The sequence below is a fragment of the Levilactobacillus muriae genome (assembly GCF_045862015.1).
GTDB classification, from domain to species: domain Bacteria; phylum Bacillota; class Bacilli; order Lactobacillales; family Lactobacillaceae; genus Levilactobacillus; species Levilactobacillus muriae.
Genome location: NZ_BAAFRU010000007.1, coordinates 113,097 through 135,610, shown reverse-complemented (window position 1 = coordinate 135,610; position 22,514 = coordinate 113,097). Strand labels below are relative to the sequence as shown.

Below are 22,514 nucleotides of genomic sequence, written 5' to 3'. Positions count from 1 at the left end.
CTGCTAGTTACTCCCTTATGAATTGCTTTAGAGATAGTATACCGGATAACTTTCCTGGAGTCTACCCCTTTGCATCTTTCAAATTGAAAGTTCCGCCAGCCGAACCTCTTACGTTACTTCCGACGTTTTTTCTTACTCTTAAGACGCTTCTTCTTATTCTTCTTCATCTGACGGGACATCCGGTTCATGGCCATCTTCTGCATGCGGCCCATACCGGCGCCACCGCCCATGCCACCCATACCAGAGCCGCCCATCATTTGTTCCATCCCAGACATGTTCCCTTTAGAAACCTGATTCATCATTTTCTTCATCTGGTTGAACTGCTTGATCATCCGGTTCACTTCGTGGATGGGACGACCGGCACCAGCGGCGATTCGCCGCCGACGAGACGGATTCAACAGGTCCGGATTGGTCCGTTCTTGCGGCGTCATGGAGTACACAACGGCCTTCAAATGTTCCATATCCTTGGGGTCCATCTGCGCATTCTTCAATGCAGGGTTGTTCGCCATCCCCGGAATCATCTTCATGATTTCATCCATGGGACCCATCTTTTGAATCTGTCCGATCTGATCCAGGAAGTCGTTAAAGTCAAACGCGTTTTCCTGAATCTTTTCAGTCAACTCTTGGGCTTGCTTTTCGTCATATTCATGTTGGGTCTTTTCAATCAGGGAAAGCATATCCCCCATACCCAAAATCCGTGAGGCCATCCGGTCGGGATGGAAGACGTCCAAATCGGACATCTTTTCACCTTGACCAATGAATTTGATTGGTTTGCCAGTCACGGCTCGAATCGAAAGTGCGGCCCCACCACGGGTGTCACCATCTAACTTGGTCAGGACGACCCCAGTCACATCCAGCTTGTCGTTGAACCCTTCGGCGGTAGCTACGGCGTTTTGCCCAGTCATGGCATCGACCGTCAGTAAGATTTCATCGGGATGCGCCAAGGCTTTAATCTTGGCCAATTCATCCATGAGCTGTTCGTCAATTTGCAAACGACCAGCGGTATCAATGATGATGTAATCGTTGTGATCTTCATCCGCCTTAGCTAGCCCTTGACGTACAATCTCAACAGGGTCGACATCGGTGCCGAGTTGGAAGACGGGCACGTCGATACCTTGGGCGACTTGAACCAACTGCTCGATAGCGGCTGGACGATAAACGTCGGCCGCAATCATTAAGGGCCGTGCATTTTCTTCTTCCTTCAGCTTCCGGGCTAATTTCCCGGCAGTCGTCGTTTTCCCGGCCCCTTGTAGCCCAACCATCATGATGATTGTTGGAATCTTGTCAGACTTATTTAGGGGAACGGCTTCTTCCCCCATGGTCTTCGTTAATTCTTCATCAACGATTTTGACGATCTGTTGAGCGGGGTTCAACCCTTCCAGCACATCGGCACCCATCGCCCGATCACGAACCTGTTTTACGAAGTCCTTGACCACGGTAAAGTTGACGTCGGCTTCCAGTAATGCTAGCCGAATCTCACGCATTGTTTCGCGCAAATCGCTTTCGGAGACTTTCCCCTTCCCGCGAAGTTTGCGCATTGCGTTTTGCAGTCGTTCAGTTAATCCTTCAAACGCCATTCGTATTGCCACCTAACTTTCATTGTTCTTCTAGATTTTCAAGTCCCGCTACCAACCGGTTGAGGGTCGCATCCTTGGGGTAATGACCCGCTACGTATGCTTGAATCTCATCAGCCTGTTGGTTACGCGCCGTAAATTCTTGATAAAGATGCAGCTTGCTCTCGTAATCTTCGAGAATCTTTTCCGTTCGCCGCAAGTTGTCATAGACCGCCTGACGACTCACATTAAATTCCTCAGCAATTTCACCCAAGGAGTAGTCATCGCCGTAATACAGCTGCATATAATTATTCTGCTTTGCGGTCAACAACGGCTGGTAGAACGCAAATAAGGAATTAATTCGGTAGTTTTTTTCAATCTCCATGCTTGCTCCTCCAGTTCGTGTCACACTCTACTAGAGTACCGATTTTTAGCGGTTTCGTCAATTTTTTTCGCGCTACTCGACCATTAAACAGCAAAAAGAAGTAATTTCCGCACTAAATGGAAGATTACTTCTAGAAAAATTGCTGATTATTTTAAAAAGACTATTTAGCAGGCTCCAGGTAAATCAGTGCATCGCCACGATTAGCACCTTCATCGCCCCAGTCGTTATGGATGTCAATGCCAATATGCCAGCCCGCGTAATGTTCACGGACAGAAGCAGGATAACCTGCGGCAATCAACATGGGTTCATACGCCTGGAAGTAGAATGGCAGAGCATCGGACTTGGTATTCCGTAACTGAATAACCGTTTGATTAGGTCCAACGTAAACCCCGTTAACCGCATCTGTAGGCCAAGCTGCAGCATTAGCATACTGCTCAAGGCTCTGATCCGCAATGGTTCCCGGGAATAGTTGCTTCAGCGCTGCCACAAACTTTGCTTTGTTGGTAGCGCTAAGTTTTTCTTTAGGACCCGGGACAGCCGCTGTTTGTGTCTTCGAACTAGTCGTTGCACCGTTAGAAGCCTTCAAATAGCCACGCCAGATCCATCCTTGCAACGTCCCATCTGCACTCTTGACGTGATAATAAATGGCATTGTGGCCCTTATTCTTTTTATATAATTTTTCATGCGCATCCGTATACCAGGTCACCGTTGGCGTGACATCATTATTACTGTAACGAACACCTAAGTGTCGGGAATACCGTGCCCCTTGAGTCGCCGTGAATGCGTGACGTTTCATACTCGTCCGCCAAACTAAACGAACCGATCCAGAGCGCTTGGCTGAATACTGACTATTAGCAGAAGCGGTGGTATTCGCAATGCCAATGACACCAGCCCCTACGCCTAGAACTAGCATTGCTTGAACAAACTTTCTCATAAATAATTCCTCCCTGATCACTCTGTTTATCTCGTGAGAACAATTTGCTTACTATTTTCACTGACAAATCGCCTCAAAAATGCTTAGCTTAACTTTACCTTAAACGTGATTCATTTTCATTCTCCGTCAATCGCTATCAAATTACCATTACTTAAGTGTTACAACTTAATCATTTGAGAAACCCATAATCCTCCAATGCAAAAAAACCAGATGACCACAACCGTACAACGGTCAAGATCATCCAGCTTTCATTTAACAGTTCTTGCTATTCTTATTTCCCCAAAACTTTCACGTCGATCAGGCCCTTGAACAAGCCATAAACAAACTCGTTCGGATCAAATGGCCGTAAGTCCGAGATCTGTTCACCCAACCCAATGAACTTCACGGGAACGTGGAGTTCGTTGCGAATGGCCAACACGATTCCCCCACGGGCGGTCCCGTCCAACTTGGTCAGGACGATTCCCGTCACATCTGTGGATTCCTTGAACAACTTGGCCTGCGTCAACGCATTCTGACCAGTCGTCGCGTCCAGCACCAACAAAACTTCGTGGGGTGCCGTTGGAATTTCACGGGTGATGATTCGCTTCATCTTGGCTAACTCATTCATCAAGTTGACCTTGTTTTGTAAACGCCCGGCGGTATCCACGAAGAGAATATCATAATCCTCTTCTTTGGCTTTACGCACGGCATCAAAGACGACGGCGGCGGGGTCCGACTGTGGTTTGCCCGTCACGATGTCAACGTCCGCGCGTTTGGCCCAGACATCGAGTTGTTCCGTGGCACCGGCTCTAAAGGTGTCAGCCGCAGCCAACAGGACCTTCTTGCCAGCCTGGTGATAGCGGTTAGCCATCTTGCCAATGGTCGTGGTCTTCCCAACCCCATTGACGCCGACAAAGAGGATCACAGTTGGGCCTTCCTTAGCCATGTTCAGTGCGGTACTTTCATCGTTACCAGCCGCATCATAAATCTCGACCAGCTTCTCAACGACCACGTTCTGCACATCGGAAGACTTCTTGGCATTCTGGAGCTTAACCTCGTCGCGCAACTCATCACTGAGCTTCACGGCCATGTCGAACCCGACGTCAGCACCAATCAGCGTTTCTTCCAAGTCATCGAAGAAGCTCTCATCGACGTGCCGGAAGTTCGCCAGCAAGGCGTTCATTCGTTCGCCAAACGTGAGCCGGGTCTTCTCCAACCCCTTATCGTAGAGTTGCTCATCGCTGACGGGCTGGTCGTCAGCTGATTCAGGCGAAGTTGGCGCTGGTTCCGCAGTCTCGGACGCGCTTTTAGCCTCTGGCTCTGACTCAGCGGCTACATCCTCGGTAGCCGCTGGTTCAGCCGCAACACTCGCCGTGGATTTCAGGTCAGACGTCGCTTCAGAAGCAGATGCCCCAACTGATTCAGGGACAGGTTCTGTTGTGACAGACTGTTCAGCTGACGCCATCGATGACGCTGGCACCTCAGTTTCCTTAGTGTCTGGCATTATTGGCGTGTCAGTGGCCGCAGTGTCACTGGTTGGCTCTCCTTCACTAGTGCGTTCGTCATGAGCAGGCGTGGCTTCACTAGCGGCCGATTCTGGTTCTGCCGATTCCGGTTCTGAGACCGCACTACTGGCGACAGGCATCTCGTCCGGTGTTACTGATGACGCTGGTGCTTCCGCGGTGACACTTGCCGAGCTAGCAGTACGATTTTCAGCGGCACTGCTCGACTCGGCGGTTACCGCCTCACTAGTTGGTGCGGCCGCAACACTGGCTGGCGTTTCAACACTGCTAGCTGGTGCCGTTGACTCTGGTGTTTGGCTCTCCGGTTCTTTTTTGGCCCGGCGTCGAAAAATATCAAATAATCCCATTAGGCTTGCTTCCCTTCCGTCGTGGTTTGTTTATCCAGATCTACGGCGACCATCTTGGAAACGCCGGACTCCTGCATCGTCACCCCGTATAAAATGTCGGCTTGGACCATAGTCTCTTGCCGGTGGGTGATCACGATGAACTGAGTCTGATCTTGAAACTGATGAATGTAACGGGCGAACCGGGTCACATTGGCCGGATCCAGCGCCGCTTCCACTTCATCCAAAATACAGAATGGTACGGGTTGTACCTGTAAAATTGCGAATAATAGCGTAATTGCCGTCAAGGCCCGTTCTCCCCCGGAAAGTAGTCCCATGTTCTGGAACTTCTTGCCCGGTGGCTGTGCCATAATATCGATTCCCGTAGTCAACAGGTCGTGGGGGTCGGTCAAGACCAACTTGGCCTGACCACCACCAAACATCTGCTTGAACGTAGCCGCAAATTTTTCGGCGATCTGATCAAAGCTCTGTTTAAACCGCCGTTTGACCTGACCATCAAGCTCGTCCATGCTCGTGGTCAATTGATCACGTGCCGTTAATAGGTCATCGCGTTGTTGCGTCAAAAAGTCGTAGCGTTCACGAACCTCTTTGTACTCGGCGATGGCATTCACGTTGACCGTCCCAATCTCATCCAGTCCCCGCTTCAACAGCTTCAACTGCACGGCCAACTCGGTATCGGGCAGGTCGCTAACTGCCTTCTCCGCGCCAGCTAGACTCAACTGGTACTTCTCGGAAAGCTGATTCTGTTGCTGATCAATGAGCGCGGCTAAGCGGGTCTGCTTGACCTGAGCCTGTTGCAAGTCATCGTTAGCCAATTGCAGCAACCCGCTAGTCCGCTGATTCGCGTCCTCAGCCGTTGCCAACTGGTCATTGACCGTCGTCAACGCTTCGTTCTTGTCTGACAGTTCATGATCGACGGTTTCACGATCGGCCTGAGCCCGTTGCAACTGCGTCTTGGCTTCAGCCGGCGTCAACGCTTCTTGTTGATCCAACTGTTTCAGATCAGTGGTCAGCGTCGTCATTTGTTGTTCGGCCGCCGCAATTCGGTGCTTCAGATCTGCACAAGTCGTGCGTTGCTGTTGTTGGCGTTCCTTGGCGCCAGCCTGCCAAGCCTGCTTTTCTGAAAGTTGTGCCTGCTTAGTCGTCTGTTCGGCTGTGACCGTCTCAATCTGTTTCTGAACGGTCTGAACCTGGGCCTCGGTCGCCGTAATCTGCTTCTCACCGGTCAGAATCTGCTCGGCCAAGTGGGCATCCTGCTGATCATCACCGGCATTTTTTGCCTGGTCAATATCCAACTGGGCCGCTTTGACCTGCCGGCTAGCCTGTGACAGTGCGGTCTGGGCACTGGCTAAATTCTCATCTAATTGGCGACACTGTGGTTGTAACCGATTGATTGTTGCCTGCAGGGTCTGACTTCGCTGTTCGCTCGCCAACATAGCAGCTCTGGCCGTCTTGATCTTGGCCTCCTGCTCCTGCAGTTGTGGCTTCATCTTGGCGATTGAAGCTTGTAACTGCTGTAAGTCCTGTTGTTGCCGGAGAACGCTACTGTGGTTCTGTCGTGCCTGCCCCCCGGTAATGGCCCCACTGGCGCTGACCACGTCACCGGCCAGACTGACCACCCGATAACGGTGATGAATCTGTTGGCTAATGGCTACCGCCGCATCGAGGTCGGCTGCAAAAATCGTCGTCCCCAACAGGTACTCTAAAATACCGGTGGCCCGGTCATCAATCTTGACTAAATCGCTCCCAATTCCCAGAAAACCAGCGAGTTGTTGTAAATTTTGCCGCGTTGTTCGATCAACCTGACGCCCATGAATGGCCGTCAAAGGCAGAAAAGTGGCCCGCCCTGCCCGTTGTTGCCGCAGGTAACTGACAGCGGATTTCGCCGTCGTCTCGTTGTCCACGACCACCTGCTGAAGCTGACCGCCCAAAGCGTACTCAACAGCCGCCGTGTAACGGTCGGGCACGTCCAGTAACTCTGAGACGGCTCCCAAGAGACCGGTAAACTGCTGGCGTTGCTTGAGGATAGCCCGTACACCCTGGTAGAAGCCGCCATACTCGGCCGAAGCCGCCTGTTGACTCGCTGCCTTGGTCTGTGCACGTTGATAGACTTCCAGGGCGGCCTGCCAGTTGTGTTGCAACTGCTGATAGGTCTGCTGCTGTTGCTGATACTGCCCAGCCTCGGTATCGAGCGCCTGTTCCGCCGCGTTAAGCTCGGACTTGTGCGTCGTTGCCGCCGCAGTGGCCGTTTCAACCTTATCCTGAGCCGCCTTTTCGGTCGCTTGCAAATCGGCTAACTGTCGGGCGACCCGTTCTCCTTGCTGAAGTAAACGCTCTTGATTCTGTTGAATATACTGCCGCTGATTGCGCCAATTGGCAACACGCTGTTTCTGGTCAAAATAAGCCGTCCGCAACTGTTCCAACTGATCACGCAAATCACTCAGCATCTTGGGCGCCGTGGCCTTAGTCAATTCACGAATCTCAGCTTTGACCGTCGCCATGCCCGTCGTCAGCTCGGTTAACGCTTTTTCCGTGGCAACTAACTGTTCCTGATTCGACGCTATTTCACGTCGTAATTGTTGCAGTTGATCCGCGGTCGCTTGCCGTTGCTCGTCCTGATGGCGTTGCTGTTCTCCGGACAGATTGACCTGTCCCTGACACTGTTCAACCTGCCGAGTGGCCGCAACCAGCTTCGCTTGCAGCTCATCCTTCTTAGCTAATAGTGTCGTTTGACGTTGTTTGAGTTGCTGAACCGTCGTCGTCTGATCACGTTCGGCGGTCTGGTGATCGGCAACCAATTGCTGCTTTTCTTTGACTGCCGCATCAGTGGACCCTTTCTGATCCAATTCCGTATGGAGTTGCCGAACCAGCTGGGTCTTTTCCAACAGCGCGAATTTCTGCTGCTGATCCAGATAGTCCTCAGCCAAGCTGCTCTGCTCTTCCAATGGCTCCAAGCGACCCTCAAGCTCAGCCACGATGTCCTCAACTCGGTGCAGGTACGTCATGGTCTCTTCCAACTCACGTTGGGCCCTTTCCTTGTCCTTACGGTACTTGTAAACACCGGCGACTTCTTCGACGATATTGCGCCGATCCTCGGGTTTACTGTTAAAAATCGCCTCAACTCGTCCCTGTGAAATGATTGAGAACGAGTCTTGTCCCATCCCCGAGTCCATCAATAGCTCCGTGATATCGCGTAACCGACAGTTCTGTCCGTTAATCTGATAGTCACTCTCACCGGACCGGTATAGGATACGGCTGATTGTTAATTCCGTGTAGTCGCTCTTCAAGTAGTGGTCGCTGTTATCCAGCGTAATCGCCACTGCCGCTCGATTCAGCGGGTGACGGTCGGCGGATCCAGCAAAGATGACGTCGGGCATCTTACTGCCCCGCAAGCTCTTCGCTGATTGTTCCCCCAAAACCCACCGTACAGCTTCAGAAATATTACTCTTCCCACTACCGTTAGGACCGACGATGCCGGTCATCCCCGGCAAAAAGTCAATTCGGGTCTTATCCGCAAAGGACTTGAACCCGCTAATCTCTAATGTCTTTAACCGCATCGTTAGTCATCCTTACTCTGTTTTCAAATTCTCCAGGGCGTGACGCGCCGCATTTTGTTCAGCGTGCTTCTTCGAGTGGCCATGGCCCTCACCCAGCTTCTGGTCGTCTACGTACACGGCAACCTGAAAGGCCCGATCGTTGTCGGGACCCTCTTCGTCTAGCAAGCGATAGTCGATGGTAACGGATCCGTTCTTCTGAACCAGTTCCTGTAACTCCGTCTTGTGGTCAAAGAATTCGTCGAAACGGCCCTCATCCAATTTTGGAAAAACGACCGTCGTCACAAACCCAACGACCTTGTCCAGACCTTGATCCATGTACAACGCCCCGATAAACGACTCAAAAATATCGCACAACAGGGAGTCACGTTGCCGGGCTTGCGCCTTCTCTTCACCCCGACCCAACCGAATATACTGGTCAAAGTGACACTCACGCGCAAAACTAGCAAAGCTCTGTTCATTAACCATAGCTGCCCGTAATCGGGTCAACCGTCCCTGTGGCATGTTCGGATACCGCCGAAAAATGTAGTTGGACACGACCAACTGCATGACTGCATCCCCCAGAAATTCGATACGTTCATAAAATTTAAGTCCTTGATTGGGGTGTTCATTGACGTAAGAAGCCTGCGTAAACGCCTCATCTAGCAAGGATTGATCCTTAAAGTGAATATCAAAGTTATCTTTTAATTCTTGATTTAATCCAGCAATCACGTGCTAATTCCCTCATTTCTGTTAGGTTCTTTGGGTCGGTGTTTGGTTCTAGTTTTAGACTGGTCCTACGTAATAGGGCACTCTTATTGCCATTCATCAGTCTCAGACATTAGTGCTTCCTGGCTGACGGGAATGGTTCGGCGGCCTTTGATTTCAGATGGCTGAAACGTGTTCCAGAAGGCAGGTCCCTGCGCTTAACCCCATTAAGCAAAAATCCAGACCCAGGATTTTCTGCTTAATGACGTTAATGCTCAGGACCTAACCGCCTTCTTCCACACTCTTTTTTTGAAACGTGCCCCACAAGGCAGCTCCCTGCGCTTAACCCCATTAGGCAAAAAATCCAGACCCGGGATTTCCTACCTAATGACGTTAATGCTCAGAACCTAACCGCCTTCTTCCACACTCTTTCATTGAAAAAGCCCGGGACAAATAAATGCGGCCCGGACTCGCTCAATCATTATTTATCTTCGGTTTGGTGGGCCGTAATGTAGTCGACCACTTCGCCAACGGTCATCAATTTCTCGGCATCTTCGTCGGAAATCTCCGCGTTAAACGTATCTTCTAGTTCCAAGACAAATTCCACAAAATCTATGGAATCGGCGTCTAAGTCCTTCTTGAAGTTCAATTGTTCGCTGATTTGGTCCCGATCAGTTTCAAACCGATCGGCAATAATATCGGCAATTTTGTCAAAAATTTCTGCTCTTGTCATATCTATCCCTCGCTCACAGTATTCAATAAGTAGTCTAACCGTTTTGGCTGACCTTGTCTAGCAAATTAATATCGGTCACGAATTCATTTTTAGTGTGAAATGACCGCTGATTCACTCATTTTGACGCCTACTTCAGAGATTCCTTCAAGGCCGCCATCTCATCAGTGTGATCGGCAAAGTAGCTAACCAATTGGTCGGCACTCTTAGTTTCGATCAATTCACGAATCTGGCCGATCGTGTTCTTGACGGTTGGTGCCTTGCTAGATCCGTGAGTCTTAACAACTGGCGCCTTCAACCCCAGAAGAACGGCCCCACCATATTGGGAGTAATCCATGGCGCTCTGCACATTCTTGAAGACCGGCTTCAACATGCTGGCTCCAATCTTACCACCGAGACCCCCACTCATGATTTCACCCTTGATGAGCTTCAGCATGGACAGCGCAGTCCCTTCAATGGCCTTCAGCGTGGCATTTCCCGTAAACCCATCGGTCACAACGACATCTGCGGCGCCATTTAAAAGCTCCCGTGATTCAACGTTTCCGATAAAGTTAAGACTGTCGATGCCGGCCAGCGCTTGGTAGATAGCCTGATGGGCCATGTCACCCTTGTCGGCTTCAGTTCCATTATTCAACAGGCCAATGCGCGGTTGCTTCACGTGCATGATCGATTGGGCGTAGTACTGGCCCATCACGGCGTATTGGACGACGTTAAATGGCTTGGTATCAGCGTTCGCGCCCACATCCAGCATCACAAAGTTGGATTGATCTGGCTTGCGTAAGACAGGGAGCGTCGTGGTCAATCCCGGCCGGTCGATCCCCTTGATGCGGCCAACGATCAGTAAGCCAGCAGCCAACACAGCCCCGGAATTTCCGGCAGAGAAGAAGGCGTCGGCCTCGCCGTCCTTGACGGCATTCGCAGCCAATACAATACTTGACTGTTTCTTCCGACGAATAGCCCGCACCGGTTCGTCCTCCATAGTGATGACCTCGGCGGCAGGCACCAGCGTGATACGGGTGCTATTCTGAATCAATGGCTTGACTTGGTCTTCCTGTCCGTATACTAAAAATTCAACGTCACTGTAAGCATCTCGCGCTAACTCGACACCTTTGATAATTTCAGCGGGGGCATAATCGCCACCCATTGCGTCAACGGCAATTTTCATAATTCGTCTCCTTCTAATCCATGGTGTTCTGATGGGCCGTCGTGCTCAGGAACGCGGCGAGCGCCAGATTGGCATCCTTATCCGCCCAATTGGGGGAAGCCACCGTCTCCTTAGCCGCCTGTTGGGCCGCACTCAGAATATTTAAGTCGGCCACGGGATCACCGACCTTGAAGTCGGGCACCCCGGACTGCTTTTTACCCAGAATATCACCTGGACCCCGTAATTCCAAATCCTTTTGCGATAAAACAAAGCCATCGTTGGTACTGGTCATAGTTGTCATTCGTTCAACGGCCAGCTCATTCTTCGGGTCCGCAATCAAAATACAAGCGGAAGCCTTCTTGCCCCGACCGACTCGACCACGCAACTGATGAAGCTGAGCCAGGCCAAAGTGGTCGGCATCATAAATCAGCATCACCGTTGCATTGGGCACATCGACCCCAACCTCGATCACGGTCGTTGCGACCAAGACCTGGAACTCGTTGGCCTTGAAGGCATCCATCACGGCATTCTTTTCGTCATTCTTCATGCGACCGTGGAGCAGGCCCACCTTATAGGTCGGTTCGAACTCTTCCTTGAAGGTCGCGTAAATAGCCTCGGCGTTCTTCATGTCGACCGCCTCAGATTCCTCAATCAGCGGCGTCACCACGTAGGCCTGCGAGCCACTGCTCAGCTCGGCCTTGACCTGACGGAGCGTGCTATCCACTTGGTTACTACGGATCCAGGAAGTCTTGATGGGTTGGCGCCCGGCCGGTAATTCGTTGATAACCGAAACATCCATTTCACCATAAGCGGTAATGGCGAGTGTCCGTGGAATCGGCGTGGCCGTCATTGCTAAGACATCGGGCTGTCGGCCCTTTTCACGTAACGTTTGGCGTTGATTGACTCCGAAGCGGTGTTGCTCATCGATCACGACGAGGCCGAGGTCGTGGTAAGTCACTTCCGGTTGAATCAACGCGTGGGTGCCCACAATCAGGTTAACGGCACCATTGGCGATCTGCGGCAACAGTGTCTTGCGAGCGGCGGGCTTGGTGGCCCCAGTTAGTAGGGCCACGTTGACCGGAAAGTCGGCGAACAGCTTCGCTAAATTATTGGCATGTTGTTCCGCTAAAATTTCTGTCGGTGCCATTAAAGCAGCTTGAGTTCCTGCAGTGATTGCCGCATACATAGCCACAGCGGCCACCACGGTCTTCCCACTCCCCACATCCCCTTGCAAAAGCCGGTTCATGTGAATCGGTCGCTTCAGGTCGTAGCAGATTTCGTTAACCACCCGTTTCTGAGCGCCCGTCAGTTCATACGGTAAAGTTGCGATAAAGTCCTTGAGTTTGGGCAAATCATAAGTCAACGCCTGACCGTGAAGCGTGTGGTCCTGCTGCTTCACAATTTGCAAGCGCGTCTCGAATAAATAAAACTCCTCAAATTTAGCCGTTCGTCGTGCCGCCTGGGCAGCAGTATCCCCTGCTGGGAAATGCATATCGTGAATCATTTGGCGTCGATGTAGCAAGCGATACTGCTCACGTAACGGCTCTGGAATGAGATCCACAATAACCGGTTCGTAAGCATCAAACGCGCTTTCAACCAACTTTTGAATGGTCGCTTGCCGAACTTCCTTATTAGCAGGATAAATTGACCCCATACCGCCACCATCGTCAGTGCTGGCAATGATCTTCATGCCAGACAGGCTCTGACGCTTGGCATCGAAGCGTCCGTACACGGCCAATTCATGACCAACTTCCAATTTATCCTTGAGCCACGGCTGATTAAAGAATGTGACCGGAATAATCGTGTGCTCGTCGAGAAGTAACCGGAAGTTCAGCCGCGTCTTCCGTCGACCGAACCGTGAAATCACGGGAGCGGCGGCCACGGTGCCCTTCAAGGTCACTTTGGCTTGGTCAGTCAGCTCAGTGGGATCTTTGGCCTGCAGGTCCTCGTAACGAAACGGAAAGTAGGTCAACAGGTCGTTGACATTCTCAATCTCCAAAGACTTCAACGCTTGCGCCCGCTTCGGCCCAACCCCGGCTAGTTCACTGACCGAATCATTCAAACTCACCATCGTGACACCCCTCCCGTCCTTATTGTTCACCTTTAATCTTGTGGCTAGTACGCGTTTCATTTCGCATAACCAGCAGTCCATTCAACAGTTAATTTTACGCCTTACTTGCCAGTCGTCAAAGATTGAAATCACCGAGATTATCTGAATGCTTTCAACTATTTCTAGATGATTGACCATGAAAAGATTCAGAAGGATTGTTACCTGTTTTCCATCAACGCGACGTGACGTCGTGAAAACGCAGCTTGAGCCGGAGGTGCTAGGCGTGTAGCCAACTGTGATGGTGGTGTTAATTGGCGATCTAGGCCAATTTACACCATGGACGCACTTGGAGACTCGTGATTTTCGAGGCTTCAAGTCGAGGGAAAAGACCGCTTCTCAGGCTTTTCCCGGTCCCACAGCAGGCGGAACGCCTAGCAGCCGCAGGCGACTGCTTTTTCACGACAAGACCGTAACGCGAAAGAGGACCGGGACAATCGTCCTGGACCCCTTTGGTGGTAACACTATTCGACAGAAATCAGGAATGGGTAGACCGGTTGGCCCCCACCGTGAACTTCCGTTTCTAATTCATCATCCAAGTCCTCAACGGCCGCTTGCAACTGGTTCGCAACGTCTTCCGTCGTATCGGTTCCATAAATGATCGTCACAATTTCACTGTCATCATCGAGCATGGCCTTCACCGTAGCGACCGCCGTCTTTAACAAGTCGGCATCGGTCACCTTGATGGTGCCATCGACGATTCCCATGAAGTTACCTTCTTTGATGTCAAACCCGTCCAATTCGGTATCCCGAATGGCGTGGGTCACCTGACCACTCTTAACAGCGGCTAAGTTTTCTTCCATTGCAGCCTGATTGTCATCCAACTCGGCATCCGGGTTGTAGCCCAACATTGCCGTCATCCCTTGAGAAACCGTCTTTGAATGGACGATCACTGTTGGTACGTCAGCAACCTGAGCGGCCTGTTCGGCAGCCAGGAAGATGTTCTTGTTGTTTGGCAACACAATGGCACGTTTGGCCTTGCTGTCATTGATAGCATCCACGATATCCTGTGTACTTGGATTCATCGTCTGACCACCATTAACCACGTATGTCACGCCCAGACTCTTAAAGAGCGTAGCAAGTCCGTCACCAGCGGCAATGGCAATAATTGCTGTCTCTGGTGCTTCGGCTTCGGCCACTGGTGCAGCTACTTCAGCAGAATCTTCATCATGCTCCATGATGGTTTCCTGTTGCATCCGCATGTTGTCGACCTTAACCTTCGCTAGGTCACCAAATTCTTGGCCCCAAGCAATGACCTTACCAGGATGTTCAGTATGAACGTGAACCTTGACGATTTCGTCATCGTTTACGACCAGCAAAGAATCTCCTAGATCAGCGAGATACTTGTAGAAGGTATCGTAATCGAAGTCGTGTTCAATCTGCTTCCCACGGCCGATTCGCACCATAATTTCAGTACAGTAACCGTACTTGATGCTCTCGGGATCGAGTTTACCCTGCACACTTTGGTGATGAGCAGCATCAATCATTTCGTTCATTTCAGCATCGTCGGGTTTGTAATCGCCCTCTTCAGCCACACGACCGTTCAACGAGTCGTTAAAGGCTTCGAGCACAAACGTCAACCCTTGACCACCGGAATCAACGACACCGACCTGCTTCAAAACAGGCAGTAAGTCTGGCGTCGTTGCCAAAGCCGCCTTAGCAGCTTCATAGACGGCATCCATCACCGCTAAAACGTCATCGGACTTTTTAGCGGTGTTTAGACCAGCCTGAGCACCCTCACGAACAACTGTCAGGATAGTTCCTTCGGTCGGCTTCATAACAGCCTTATACGCCGTTTCTGCGCCGGCTGCGAACCCATCAGCTAAGTCTTGGGCCGTTAAAGTCTGTTCATCTGCTAATTTCCGAGAAAAGCCTCGGAAGATCTGGGACAGGATAACGCCGGAATTTCCCCGCGCACCCATCAGTAACCCCTTAGCTAGGGCCGTTGACAAGGCCCCCACAGCATCAGTATCAGCTTCACGTTCGTACTTGGCCCCACTCTGCAGAGACAGGCTCATGTTGGTTCCAGTATCCCCATCAGGAACGGGGAAAACATTTAATGAATTAATAAAATCGGCATTCTGGTTTAGCTTTTGCGATGCGGCTTGGACCATCTTACCAAACTCAAGATTAGTAATTTCTGTTACTTTCAACTAAGTATCCTCCTTGATTTCAGTACGTCTGGCTAATCAGCCAACACCCGCACCCCTTGAACAATGACGTTTACTGAGTTTGCAGTAACCCCCAGCATCGTTTCCAGGTTATATTTGACTTTAGATTGGACGTTTCGTGATACTTCGGAAATCTTAGTTCCGTAGCTAACGATCACGTAAACATCAATGGCCACGCCATTTTCTTCTTGGCGAACGACCACACCGCGGGCATAATTCTCCCGCCGTAAGATATCATTTACATTATCCCGAATCTGATTTTTGCTTGCCATGCCCACGACACCATAATTATCAGTCGCGGCACCCCCAACAACGGTCGCAATCACTTCATTGGTAATATCAATTGTTCCGTATTGAGTCTTAATCTTTACGGCCATGGAAATAGCCTCCTTATCTGGATATACAATCTTAACAGAAATTAATCTTACCACAACCGCGCCCAAAATAGAAATAGGATGACTGAAAAGCACGTTGTGAGGGGAAATAGGTGTCAAGTAGATTTCCTTGAAAGAAAACATTGCGTTCCGCAAAAGAGTATGGTAAATTAGTCAGGTGAGTAAAAAGCACTGCTTTTTTATAAAAGTAATGAATGAATTAATAAAGGAGGGTTTACGCCATGGCAAAGGATTTTATCAACGGCAAGCGGACGCGCTTCGGTAACAAGCGTTCTCACGCTTTGAATTCAAGTCGTCGCGCTTGGAAGCCGAACTTACAAAAAGTTCGCATCTTAGTGGACGGTAAGCCAAAGAAGGTCTGGATTTCTGCTCGGACCTTGAAATCAGGTAAGGTAACCCGCGTCTAGTTAAACGGACACGGTTAAACGAAAAAAGCGAGGCGTGCAGGTTTTACCTGTACCCCTCGCTTTTTTCGTCTCTTCGATGTCGGCGCGCATTGTGGTATCCATGGACACGTTCAATGTTTTATCTACCGTCTGAAGGTTGAAAGATCTAAAATACCCATTATGACTGTTGCAACAACGATAGTGAGACTAAAATTATGCAACGTTGTCTAAACCAGCCGGCTTGCCGTTCACCAAAATTAGGCTGGAACGCTGTGGGTAGGACGCCGCCAGCCTAAGAAGCGGTCTGCCAGCTCGCTTTGAACCGCACGACCCGCGTTTCAAAGTCGCCATTTTCCAAGTTAGCCCACTTGGAAAATCCCACGGCTGAGCCTAAATTTGGCTCACTCACGCCTACGTAAACAGTGATCAACCATCGTGGACTAACGTTGCCAGTCCGGTAATTGTCACCTTCACCTCAATGTCAGGTTAAAGAACAAATCATAACCGGAGGCGGCCAGAGATGGAGGTAGCTGTGTCGACGGTGTTAGCTGGGAACCAGCTTACAGCGTGGGACGTGTTTGGAGACTGACGATTTTGTCAGGCTTCAAACCGAGCCGGAGGACCGCTTCTCAGGCCGCAGGCGGTCCCCACAGACGCCGGAATCTCTGGCAGCCGCAGGTGGTAATCTTCGACTAATTTGTGGATTGAATCCCTATTAGCTGGACCTTTCTAGGTGCACTTGGACTCTCAGCCTTTAGTTTATTTTAGAACTGACCCAAACCGGCGTCGAATTTCTAGCAATCACTAAAAATTAGTGATTCGCTTCGAAATTTGACGTTATTTTTTTGTCCCTTGTCCCTGCTGCAGCGCGAAAATCACGCCTAAGCAAAAAAAATTTAATTAATTTGATCAAAAACATACGACAAATTCTGCGATTTTTGCATTAGTAATAAGTATAGGGGGACGTTCCAACGAAATCATCTGTCGTAAAAAAAATCGTCACCTACCAGAAGAATTCTGGCCAAGGTAACGATTATCAAAAATCTTAAATTTAGTTTTTCCTAAGCATCAGCAGGCGACAAACCTGTCTGCCCTAAAACAAGTTATTCATGCCGCGCCTCATAGGTATCGCAACTCTGAATGACACATAAGAGGCCCGTATCGAATTGAAACTCGCCTGTAGCACCTACAAACTCGTTGCTGGCGAAAGAGATCGGGTACGGAATTGGCTCGTTGTGGAGTTGGTATTTTTCATTAGTCAGACTCAAATGGTCAATGGGCGTCAACGGGATGAAGGCCAGATAGTTTTTATCGGCCTCCTTTTCCACCGTATAATGCCCCGGCAAATAAAACGAAATCGTATTCTGCTTGTCAATCAACCGAATTCGGCTAGCATACCGCTTATACTCCGGCTGGAGCACGATAAAGAGGTTTGCCAAGAAATGGTCCAACCGGCCACCCGTTGCGCCGTAGATGTCGATTTTATCGGCACCATAGTCGTTCAACGCGACCGAAACGGCGAGCTGGGTGTCTGTGTAATCCTTTTCCGGTTGCGATTGACGAATGTCCTTCACGTTACGCCGAACCCGTTGGAGTTCTGGTGCCTGTAAGGAATCAAAGTCGCCAATCGCGGCCACTGGCTGAATATGATGATCGATTAACCGTAACGTCCCCCGATCAACGCCAATCCAAGGGCCGTCAATTGTCCGTGCACGCAGGTCGTCCGGCCATTCAGCCTTGGGCCCACCCACGAGGAGATTGAACGTTCCGCCCCGTGGCACTATTTCGTCGCTGCTTTCAAAGCATTGATGCGTGCAACCGGGTCATCGGCGTTGAAAACATAAGACCCAGCTACGGCAACCGTTGCCCCAGCGTTGGCACAGTCAACGACCGTCTTGTCATTGACCCCACCGTCAACTTCGATATCAAAGTCGTAACCCTTAGCCTTCTTGATGGCATCGAGTTGGGCGATCTTTTCAACCGTGCTGTGTAAGAACTTCTGACCACCAAAGCCAGGGTTGACCGTCATCACGAGAACTTGGCCGACCATGTCTAAGACGGGTTCGATAGCAGAAACGGGCGTCCCGGGGTTGATAACAACTTCTGGCGTAACGCCGGCATTTTGAATCATTTGTAAAGCCCGGTGAATGTGTGCCGTTGCTTCGACGTGAACCCCGATGATGTCGGCGCCTGCCTCGGCAAAGTCATCAACGTAACGTTCTGGGTTTTGAACCATCATGTGCACATCTAAGACCATCTTCGTGATGGGCCGAATTGCCTTGACCCAACCAGGACCGTAAGACAATGCTGGGACGAAGTTACCATCCATGATGTCAATGTGTAAGACTTCGGCACCGGCCTTGTCGACCATTTCGATATCTGGTTGTAAATTGACGTAATCTGCACTTAGAATTGATGGCGCTACTTTAATCATAAATTTTCTTCCTCATTTCTTTTTATTGTAAACAGGTTTTTGATTCTTTAACAACGTAAGTAATTGCAGATACGTGTCGTAACGACTCTGCATGAACTGACCGGTCGCAATACCGTCCTTGACCGCACAACCGGGCTCATTTAGATGGACACATCCGCGAAACCGACACTCACGTGAGGCCAACGCAAATTCGGGGAAGTACTGTCCCAACTCACGGTACCCGATGGTCAACGTGTCATACGATGAAAACCCAGGTGTATCCGCCACGAGGCCACCCGCAACGGGCATCAAGCTGACCTTTCGAGTCGTATGTTTCCCCCGATTCAAAGCCGTTGAGATTTCACCGGTCGCTAACGTGAGGTCTGGTGAAATATGATTCAGCAGCGTTGACTTACCAGCCCCGGTCTGGCCCATAATGACCGTGACCTTATCAGCTAACAAGCGCCGTAATTCATCTAAACCGCTCTCCGCAAAAGGTTCACGGGTTAGACACACATCATACCCAATCTGCCGGTACCCCGCCGCTAGCGTCTCAAATGCCTGATAGCGTTCATCAGGGATCAGGTCGGTCTTGGTGAAGTAGATGACTGGCGTGATATTACTAATCTCTAACGCAATCAGCTGCCGGTCCAGTAAGTTCGTGGAAAATTCGGGCGACGCTACCGCCGTCACGACGACACCCTGATCGATGTTGGCCACTGGTGGCCGGGTCAATGCGTTATCCCGGGGAAGAATCTCTAAAATATACCCTTCCTTAGGTGATGAGCTTTCAAACTGTACGCGATCACCGACAAGTGGCGTAATTCGCCGTTTTCGGAAATTCCCGCGCGCGCGGGTCCGATACAGCTCGCCGTCACTGAAGACATCATAAAAACCGCTCAGCGATTGACGAATTTGTCCCTCTGACATGCAGCACCTCCTTAGTCTTTTTCCAATATTTCCTTGCATTTAACACTTCAAAGCGTTTCACCTTACCGGGCGGTGAAAACGGTAAAAGCCTGAAGGCGGCCAGAGATGTAGGTAGCTGTGTCGACGGTGTTAGCTGGGAACCAGCTTACAGCGTGGGACGTGTTTGGAGACTGACGATTTTGTCAGTCTCCAAACCGAGCCGGAGGACCGTTTCTCAGGCCGCAGGCGGTCCCCACAAACGCCGGAATCTCTGGCAGCCGCAGGTGGTAATCTTCGACTAATTTTGTGGATTAAATCTCTGTTAGCTGGGCTTTTCTAGGTGTATTTGGACTTTCAACCTTCAGTAAAAACCTAAAAGCACATGCAGACAACTGGTTGCAAGGTCCCCGCTACCCACTTTCTTTGAAAATTTGATAACAAAAAACTCAGTCCTTTATTATTATAAAAGAACTGAGCTATAAATGCAGGTTTTTTCCCTAATTTTTCGAGACATGATTGTCCGACGCAACAACGTGGCCATCTCTGACGACCTTGTAGGCCCCAGATTTTCCCGACGCTACCGCAAATGGCAACGTCACGGTTGTGTCCGCCGTAATGGTCATTTGTTTGTAAATCGAGCTTAGTGAATGGTCCTGGTCCTTCAAGTAGATCTGGATCAGGTTACTGTTACTGCTACTAGATGAGGTGCTACTTGAGGCATCATCGGTGCCCGCACTATCATCATCGGTCGACCCACTGTCAAATGGAATCTTGACGTTCACACTGAACTCATCAACGCTTGAGCTGCTCTCGCTCTGAGCACCGCGTGACACGGTCAGGGTAATCTCGTCACCCTCTTGAACCACAGCACCCTCACCCGGCGACTGCCGAATGACGCTGCCTTTATCCACGTCGCTCGAATAAGCATACTGGAAGGCAAGGTTCAAGTTGTGATTGGTGGCATAACTCTGAGCTTGCCGCTTGGTTTTATTCGTTAGATCAGCCAGCGTGACCGTTTCCGATCCCGTGGAGACCGTGAATGTCATGTCAGTCTTGCTTGGCACCACACTCTTCCCGGCTAGAACACTCTGTTGCATGATCTTTCCAGCCGGAACACTCGTTGAGTGAACTGATTCCCGATGGACGGTAAAGCCCAGTGCCTCCAACTTAGCGGCCGTGCTGGCATACGAATCGCCCTGATAGTTATCGATCTTGTAGCGTTTCGGACCCGTACTGATCCACAGATCGACGACCGTTTTTTGCTTGAGTTGGGTCCCCGAGCGTGGTTCAGTCCGAGCGACCCGGTGAATCTTCACCTTGGCACTCGACGTCTTGTGCACGGTTCCCACTTTAAGTTTGGCGGCGACCAGCGCACTACGCGCAGCCGTCTCCTTGTCACCAACCACATTGGGCACGTTAGTCATCTGTGGTCGAAACAGCGCCATCCCAATGAAGATTCCCAAAATGATCAGGAAAATAATACCCCCAGCAATCAGGAATTTACGCCGTCGGGGATGCCGATACTTCTTGCGTTTCTTCTTCCCCGCCGACTGATCATCAGTCGCTGCCGCATCCTTAGTGGCCGCATCCTTAGTGGCCGCCTCCGCCGTTTCCTCACCCGTTGGTTTAGCAATGGCGTGAGGTACTGCCGCTGTGCTCAGTGCACTAACCGGTAACACCTTAGTCTCGCCATCGTCATTCTCTGCCGGTGTGAACCGCAGCTCACCAGCCCGCTTGGGTGATAACGATGTCGACAGGTCAGTTGCCATACTCGCCACATCAGTGTATCGGTCGGCTGGACGTTTGGACGTCGCCTTCAGTACCACATTCTCCAACGCTTGTGGAATCCGGGGATCAATGTCTCTGACCGACGGAATCTCCGATTGAAAGTGCTTCAACGCGATTGACACAGCCGTTTCACCCTCAAAGGGCACCGTCCCCGTCAACATTTCGTAGAGAATGATCCCCAGTGAATAGATGTCAGACTGCTTGGTCGCCATCCCACCGCGCGCCTGTTCCGGCGACAGGTAGTGGACCGAGCCCAACACCGTATTGGTTTGTGTAAGACTGTGTTCAGACAAGGCCACAGCAATGCCAAAGTCGGTGATCTTGGCGACGCGGTGTTCGTCGATCAAAATGTTTTGTGGTTTGAGATCACGATGAATAATATTATGCTCATGCGCCGTCTTCACGGCACTGAGAATCTGTTCCATGATTTGAATGACTTCCTGATACGCAATCGGGAAGTGCTTTTTGATGTAGGCCTTGAGGTCGGTTCCTTCCACGTACTCCATAACCAGGTACTGCATGCCGTTTTCTTCTCCGACATCGTAAACCTGGACGATATTGTCATTGACCAGCTCAGTGGCGGCGAGAGCCTCCCGTTGGAACCGGCGAACGGTGCCGGGATCATCGCGCAAGTCCAACCGTAAGAGTTTGACGGAAACGTCACGATCCAAGATCAAGTCGTGTGCCAAGTAAACGTTAGCCATACCACCTTCACCCAGAGCGCGAATGATGCGGTAACGACCATTTAACGTGTAGCCCGTGCGCATCAGCCCACCTCCCCATCGTGGTTAGCGATGATCAGGACGGTGATGTTATCCAAGCCACCGGCCGCGTTGGCCATTTCAATCAGCCGGTCACACTTCTCCGCCGTGGTTCGCTCACTCAACAGAATTGCTTGAATGTCTTCATCAGAAACCATGTTGGTCAGACCATCCGTGCACAGCAATAGTTGATCACCAGTCACGAGCGGATAAGTCTTGAGGTCAAAGCGGGCATCGGTCGAGATTCCCAGAGAGCGAATAATCACGTTCTTTTGGGGATGGTGCTGAGCGGCTTGCTTGGTAATCTCACCACGTTTGACCAGTTCATTAACCAGAGAATGATCCTCGGTCAGCTGGCGAAACTGGCGATCCCGGAGCAGGTAAGCCCGAGAGTCCCCAATGTTAGCAATGACGACTTCTTCCGTAAAGTAGAGCGCGGCAACGAGGGTCGTGCCCATACCATTCAGGTCGGCAAATTGATTGGATTTATCAATAATCGATTGATTCTCCGCGGTGATTTCTCCGGTGATCCAGGTGCGGGCCGCGGCAGACGTGGTCAGGGTAGTCTGTTCGAATTCATGCCCCAGATGTGAAACGGCCATGGCACTTGCCACATCGCCTCCCTGATGACCACCAATGCCGTCAGCGATAATGGCGAGATGTTGCCCCGCCAGGTTCGTGTAAACATCCACGTAATCTTCATTATCATTACGTTGCTTGCCGATCGACGTTCGGTATGCCACTTTCATTG

Annotated in this window: 17 protein-coding genes; 1 reads left to right on the top strand and 16 read right to left on the bottom strand. The window is 50.7% G+C overall.

Translation table 11 applies throughout. The features are described from left to right. Window positions 1–113: 113 nt before the first annotated feature. From ffh to ACKTSF_RS06575, 11 genes are all read right to left on the bottom strand, one after another. A complete protein-coding gene (ffh, locus tag ACKTSF_RS06625) occupies window positions 114–1,577 on the bottom strand; it encodes a signal recognition particle protein (protein WP_407887769.1) in 1,464 nt (487 codons plus the stop codon). Window positions 1,578–1,596: 19 nt separating this feature from the next. Beyond that, entirely contained in the window at window positions 1,597–1,938 is a 342-nt protein-coding gene (locus tag ACKTSF_RS06620; RefSeq protein WP_407887767.1) for a putative DNA-binding protein, read from the bottom strand. Between the two features lie 160 nt (window positions 1,939–2,098). Continuing rightward, entirely contained in the window at window positions 2,099–2,872 is a 774-nt protein-coding gene (locus ACKTSF_RS06615; protein ID WP_407887765.1) for a hypothetical protein, read from the bottom strand. A gap of 271 nt (window positions 2,873–3,143) precedes the next feature. After that, window positions 3,144–4,721 carry a signal recognition particle-docking protein FtsY gene (ftsY, locus tag ACKTSF_RS06610; protein WP_407887763.1) on the bottom strand — a complete coding sequence of 526 codons (1,578 nt, stop codon included), beginning with the start codon at window positions 4,719–4,721 and terminating at the stop codon, window positions 3,144–3,146. Beyond that, window positions 4,721–8,275 carry a chromosome segregation protein SMC gene (gene smc / locus ACKTSF_RS06605; protein ID WP_407887761.1) on the bottom strand — a complete coding sequence of 1,185 codons (3,555 nt, stop codon included), beginning with the start codon at window positions 8,273–8,275 and terminating at the stop codon, window positions 4,721–4,723. Before smc ends, ftsY begins: the two co-directional genes overlap by 1 nt. Window positions 8,276–8,287: 12 nt before the next feature. Next, window positions 8,288–8,983 carry a ribonuclease III gene (rnc, locus tag ACKTSF_RS06600; RefSeq protein ID WP_407887759.1) on the bottom strand — a complete coding sequence of 232 codons (696 nt, stop codon included), beginning with the start codon at window positions 8,981–8,983 and terminating at the stop codon, window positions 8,288–8,290. 457 nt (window positions 8,984–9,440) lie between these two features. Continuing rightward, window positions 9,441–9,692: an acyl carrier protein gene (acpP, locus tag ACKTSF_RS06595; RefSeq protein WP_407887757.1), complete on the bottom strand. Its 252-nt coding sequence runs from the start codon at window positions 9,690–9,692 to the stop codon at window positions 9,441–9,443. A 127-nt stretch (window positions 9,693–9,819) separates the two neighbouring features. Continuing rightward, the gene (plsX, locus tag ACKTSF_RS06590) at window positions 9,820–10,854 is read right to left on the bottom strand and encodes a phosphate acyltransferase PlsX (RefSeq protein ID WP_407887755.1); all 1,035 of its coding nucleotides are present in this window, start codon (window positions 10,852–10,854) and stop codon (window positions 9,820–9,822) included. A 13-nt stretch (window positions 10,855–10,867) separates the two neighbouring features. Next, entirely contained in the window at window positions 10,868–12,904 is a 2,037-nt protein-coding gene (gene recG, locus ACKTSF_RS06585; RefSeq protein ID WP_407887753.1) for an ATP-dependent DNA helicase RecG, read from the bottom strand. Window positions 12,905–13,404: 500 nt separating this feature from the next. Continuing rightward, complete coding sequence (locus ACKTSF_RS06580; RefSeq protein WP_407887751.1) at window positions 13,405–15,093, bottom strand: DAK2 domain-containing protein; 1,689 nt, start codon at window positions 15,091–15,093, stop codon at window positions 13,405–13,407. A gap of 32 nt (window positions 15,094–15,125) precedes the next feature. Further along, window positions 15,126–15,488 (bottom strand): Asp23/Gls24 family envelope stress response protein, encoded by a 363-nt coding sequence (locus tag ACKTSF_RS06575; protein ID WP_020088996.1) that lies wholly within the window; start codon window positions 15,486–15,488, stop codon window positions 15,126–15,128. Window positions 15,489–15,727: 239 nt separating this feature from the next. Here ACKTSF_RS06575 and rpmB point away from each other — a divergent pair, with 239 nt between their 5' ends. Next, entirely contained in the window at window positions 15,728–15,913 is a 186-nt protein-coding gene (gene rpmB, locus ACKTSF_RS06570; protein WP_020088997.1) for a 50S ribosomal protein L28, read from the top strand. Window positions 15,914–16,995: 1,082 nt separating this feature from the next. Here the strand turns inward: rpmB and ACKTSF_RS06565 are convergent. The 5 genes from ACKTSF_RS06565 to ACKTSF_RS06545 form a co-directional block, all read right to left on the bottom strand. After that, the gene (locus ACKTSF_RS06565) at window positions 16,996–17,673 is read right to left on the bottom strand and encodes a thiamine diphosphokinase (RefSeq protein WP_407887748.1); all 678 of its coding nucleotides are present in this window, start codon (window positions 17,671–17,673) and stop codon (window positions 16,996–16,998) included. Beyond that, window positions 17,673–18,326 (bottom strand): ribulose-phosphate 3-epimerase, encoded by a 654-nt coding sequence (gene rpe / locus ACKTSF_RS06560; RefSeq protein WP_407887746.1) that lies wholly within the window; start codon window positions 18,324–18,326, stop codon window positions 17,673–17,675. The genes ACKTSF_RS06565 and rpe overlap by 1 nt, the downstream gene beginning before the upstream one ends. 12 nt (window positions 18,327–18,338) lie before the next feature. After that, on the bottom strand, window positions 18,339–19,235 hold the full coding sequence (rsgA, locus tag ACKTSF_RS06555) for a ribosome small subunit-dependent GTPase A (protein ID WP_407887744.1): 897 nt from the start codon (window positions 19,233–19,235) through the stop codon (window positions 18,339–18,341). Between the two features lie 476 nt (window positions 19,236–19,711). Beyond that, window positions 19,712–21,769, bottom strand: coding sequence for a Stk1 family PASTA domain-containing Ser/Thr kinase (pknB, locus tag ACKTSF_RS06550; RefSeq protein ID WP_407887742.1), 2,058 nt, complete (start codon window positions 21,767–21,769; stop codon window positions 19,712–19,714). Beyond that, the gene (locus tag ACKTSF_RS06545) at window positions 21,769–22,512 is read right to left on the bottom strand and encodes a Stp1/IreP family PP2C-type Ser/Thr phosphatase (RefSeq protein ID WP_407887740.1); all 744 of its coding nucleotides are present in this window, start codon (window positions 22,510–22,512) and stop codon (window positions 21,769–21,771) included. Before ACKTSF_RS06545 ends, pknB begins: the two co-directional genes overlap by 1 nt. Window positions 22,513–22,514 lie beyond the last annotated feature (2 nt).

Excerpts from the sequence above, each read along its gene's own strand:
- ACKTSF_RS06545 (WP_407887740.1), bottom strand. The coding sequence starts at position 22,512 with ATGAAAGTGGCATACCGAACGTCGATCGGCAAGCAACGTAATGATAAT.
- pknB (WP_407887742.1), bottom strand. The coding sequence starts at position 21,769 with ATGCGCACGGGCTACACGTTAAATGGTCGTTACCGCATCATTCGCGCT.
- plsX (WP_407887755.1), bottom strand. The coding sequence starts at position 10,854 with ATGAAAATTGCCGTTGACGCAATGGGTGGCGATTATGCCCCCGCTGAA.
- ACKTSF_RS06615 (WP_407887765.1), bottom strand. The coding sequence starts at position 2,872 with ATGAGAAAGTTTGTTCAAGCAATGCTAGTTCTAGGCGTAGGGGCTGGT.
- rpe (WP_407887746.1), bottom strand. The coding sequence starts at position 18,326 with ATGATTAAAGTAGCGCCATCAATTCTAAGTGCAGATTACGTCAATTTA.
- ACKTSF_RS06575 (WP_020088996.1), bottom strand. The coding sequence starts at position 15,488 with ATGGCCGTAAAGATTAAGACTCAATACGGAACAATTGATATTACCAAT.
- ftsY (WP_407887763.1), bottom strand. The coding sequence starts at position 4,721 with ATGGGATTATTTGATATTTTTCGACGCCGGGCCAAAAAAGAACCGGAG.
- ACKTSF_RS06620 (WP_407887767.1), bottom strand. The coding sequence starts at position 1,938 with ATGGAGATTGAAAAAAACTACCGAATTAATTCCTTATTTGCGTTCTAC.
- acpP (WP_407887757.1), bottom strand. The coding sequence starts at position 9,692 with ATGACAAGAGCAGAAATTTTTGACAAAATTGCCGATATTATTGCCGAT.
- smc (WP_407887761.1), bottom strand. The coding sequence starts at position 8,275 with ATGCGGTTAAAGACATTAGAGATTAGCGGGTTCAAGTCCTTTGCGGAT.
- rsgA (WP_407887744.1), bottom strand. The coding sequence starts at position 19,235 with ATGTCAGAGGGACAAATTCGTCAATCGCTGAGCGGTTTTTATGATGTC.
- rpmB (WP_020088997.1), top strand. The coding sequence starts at position 15,728 with ATGGCAAAGGATTTTATCAACGGCAAGCGGACGCGCTTCGGTAACAAG.
- recG (WP_407887753.1), bottom strand. The coding sequence starts at position 12,904 with ATGGTGAGTTTGAATGATTCGGTCAGTGAACTAGCCGGGGTTGGGCCG.
- ffh (WP_407887769.1), bottom strand. The coding sequence starts at position 1,577 with ATGGCGTTTGAAGGATTAACTGAACGACTGCAAAACGCAATGCGCAAA.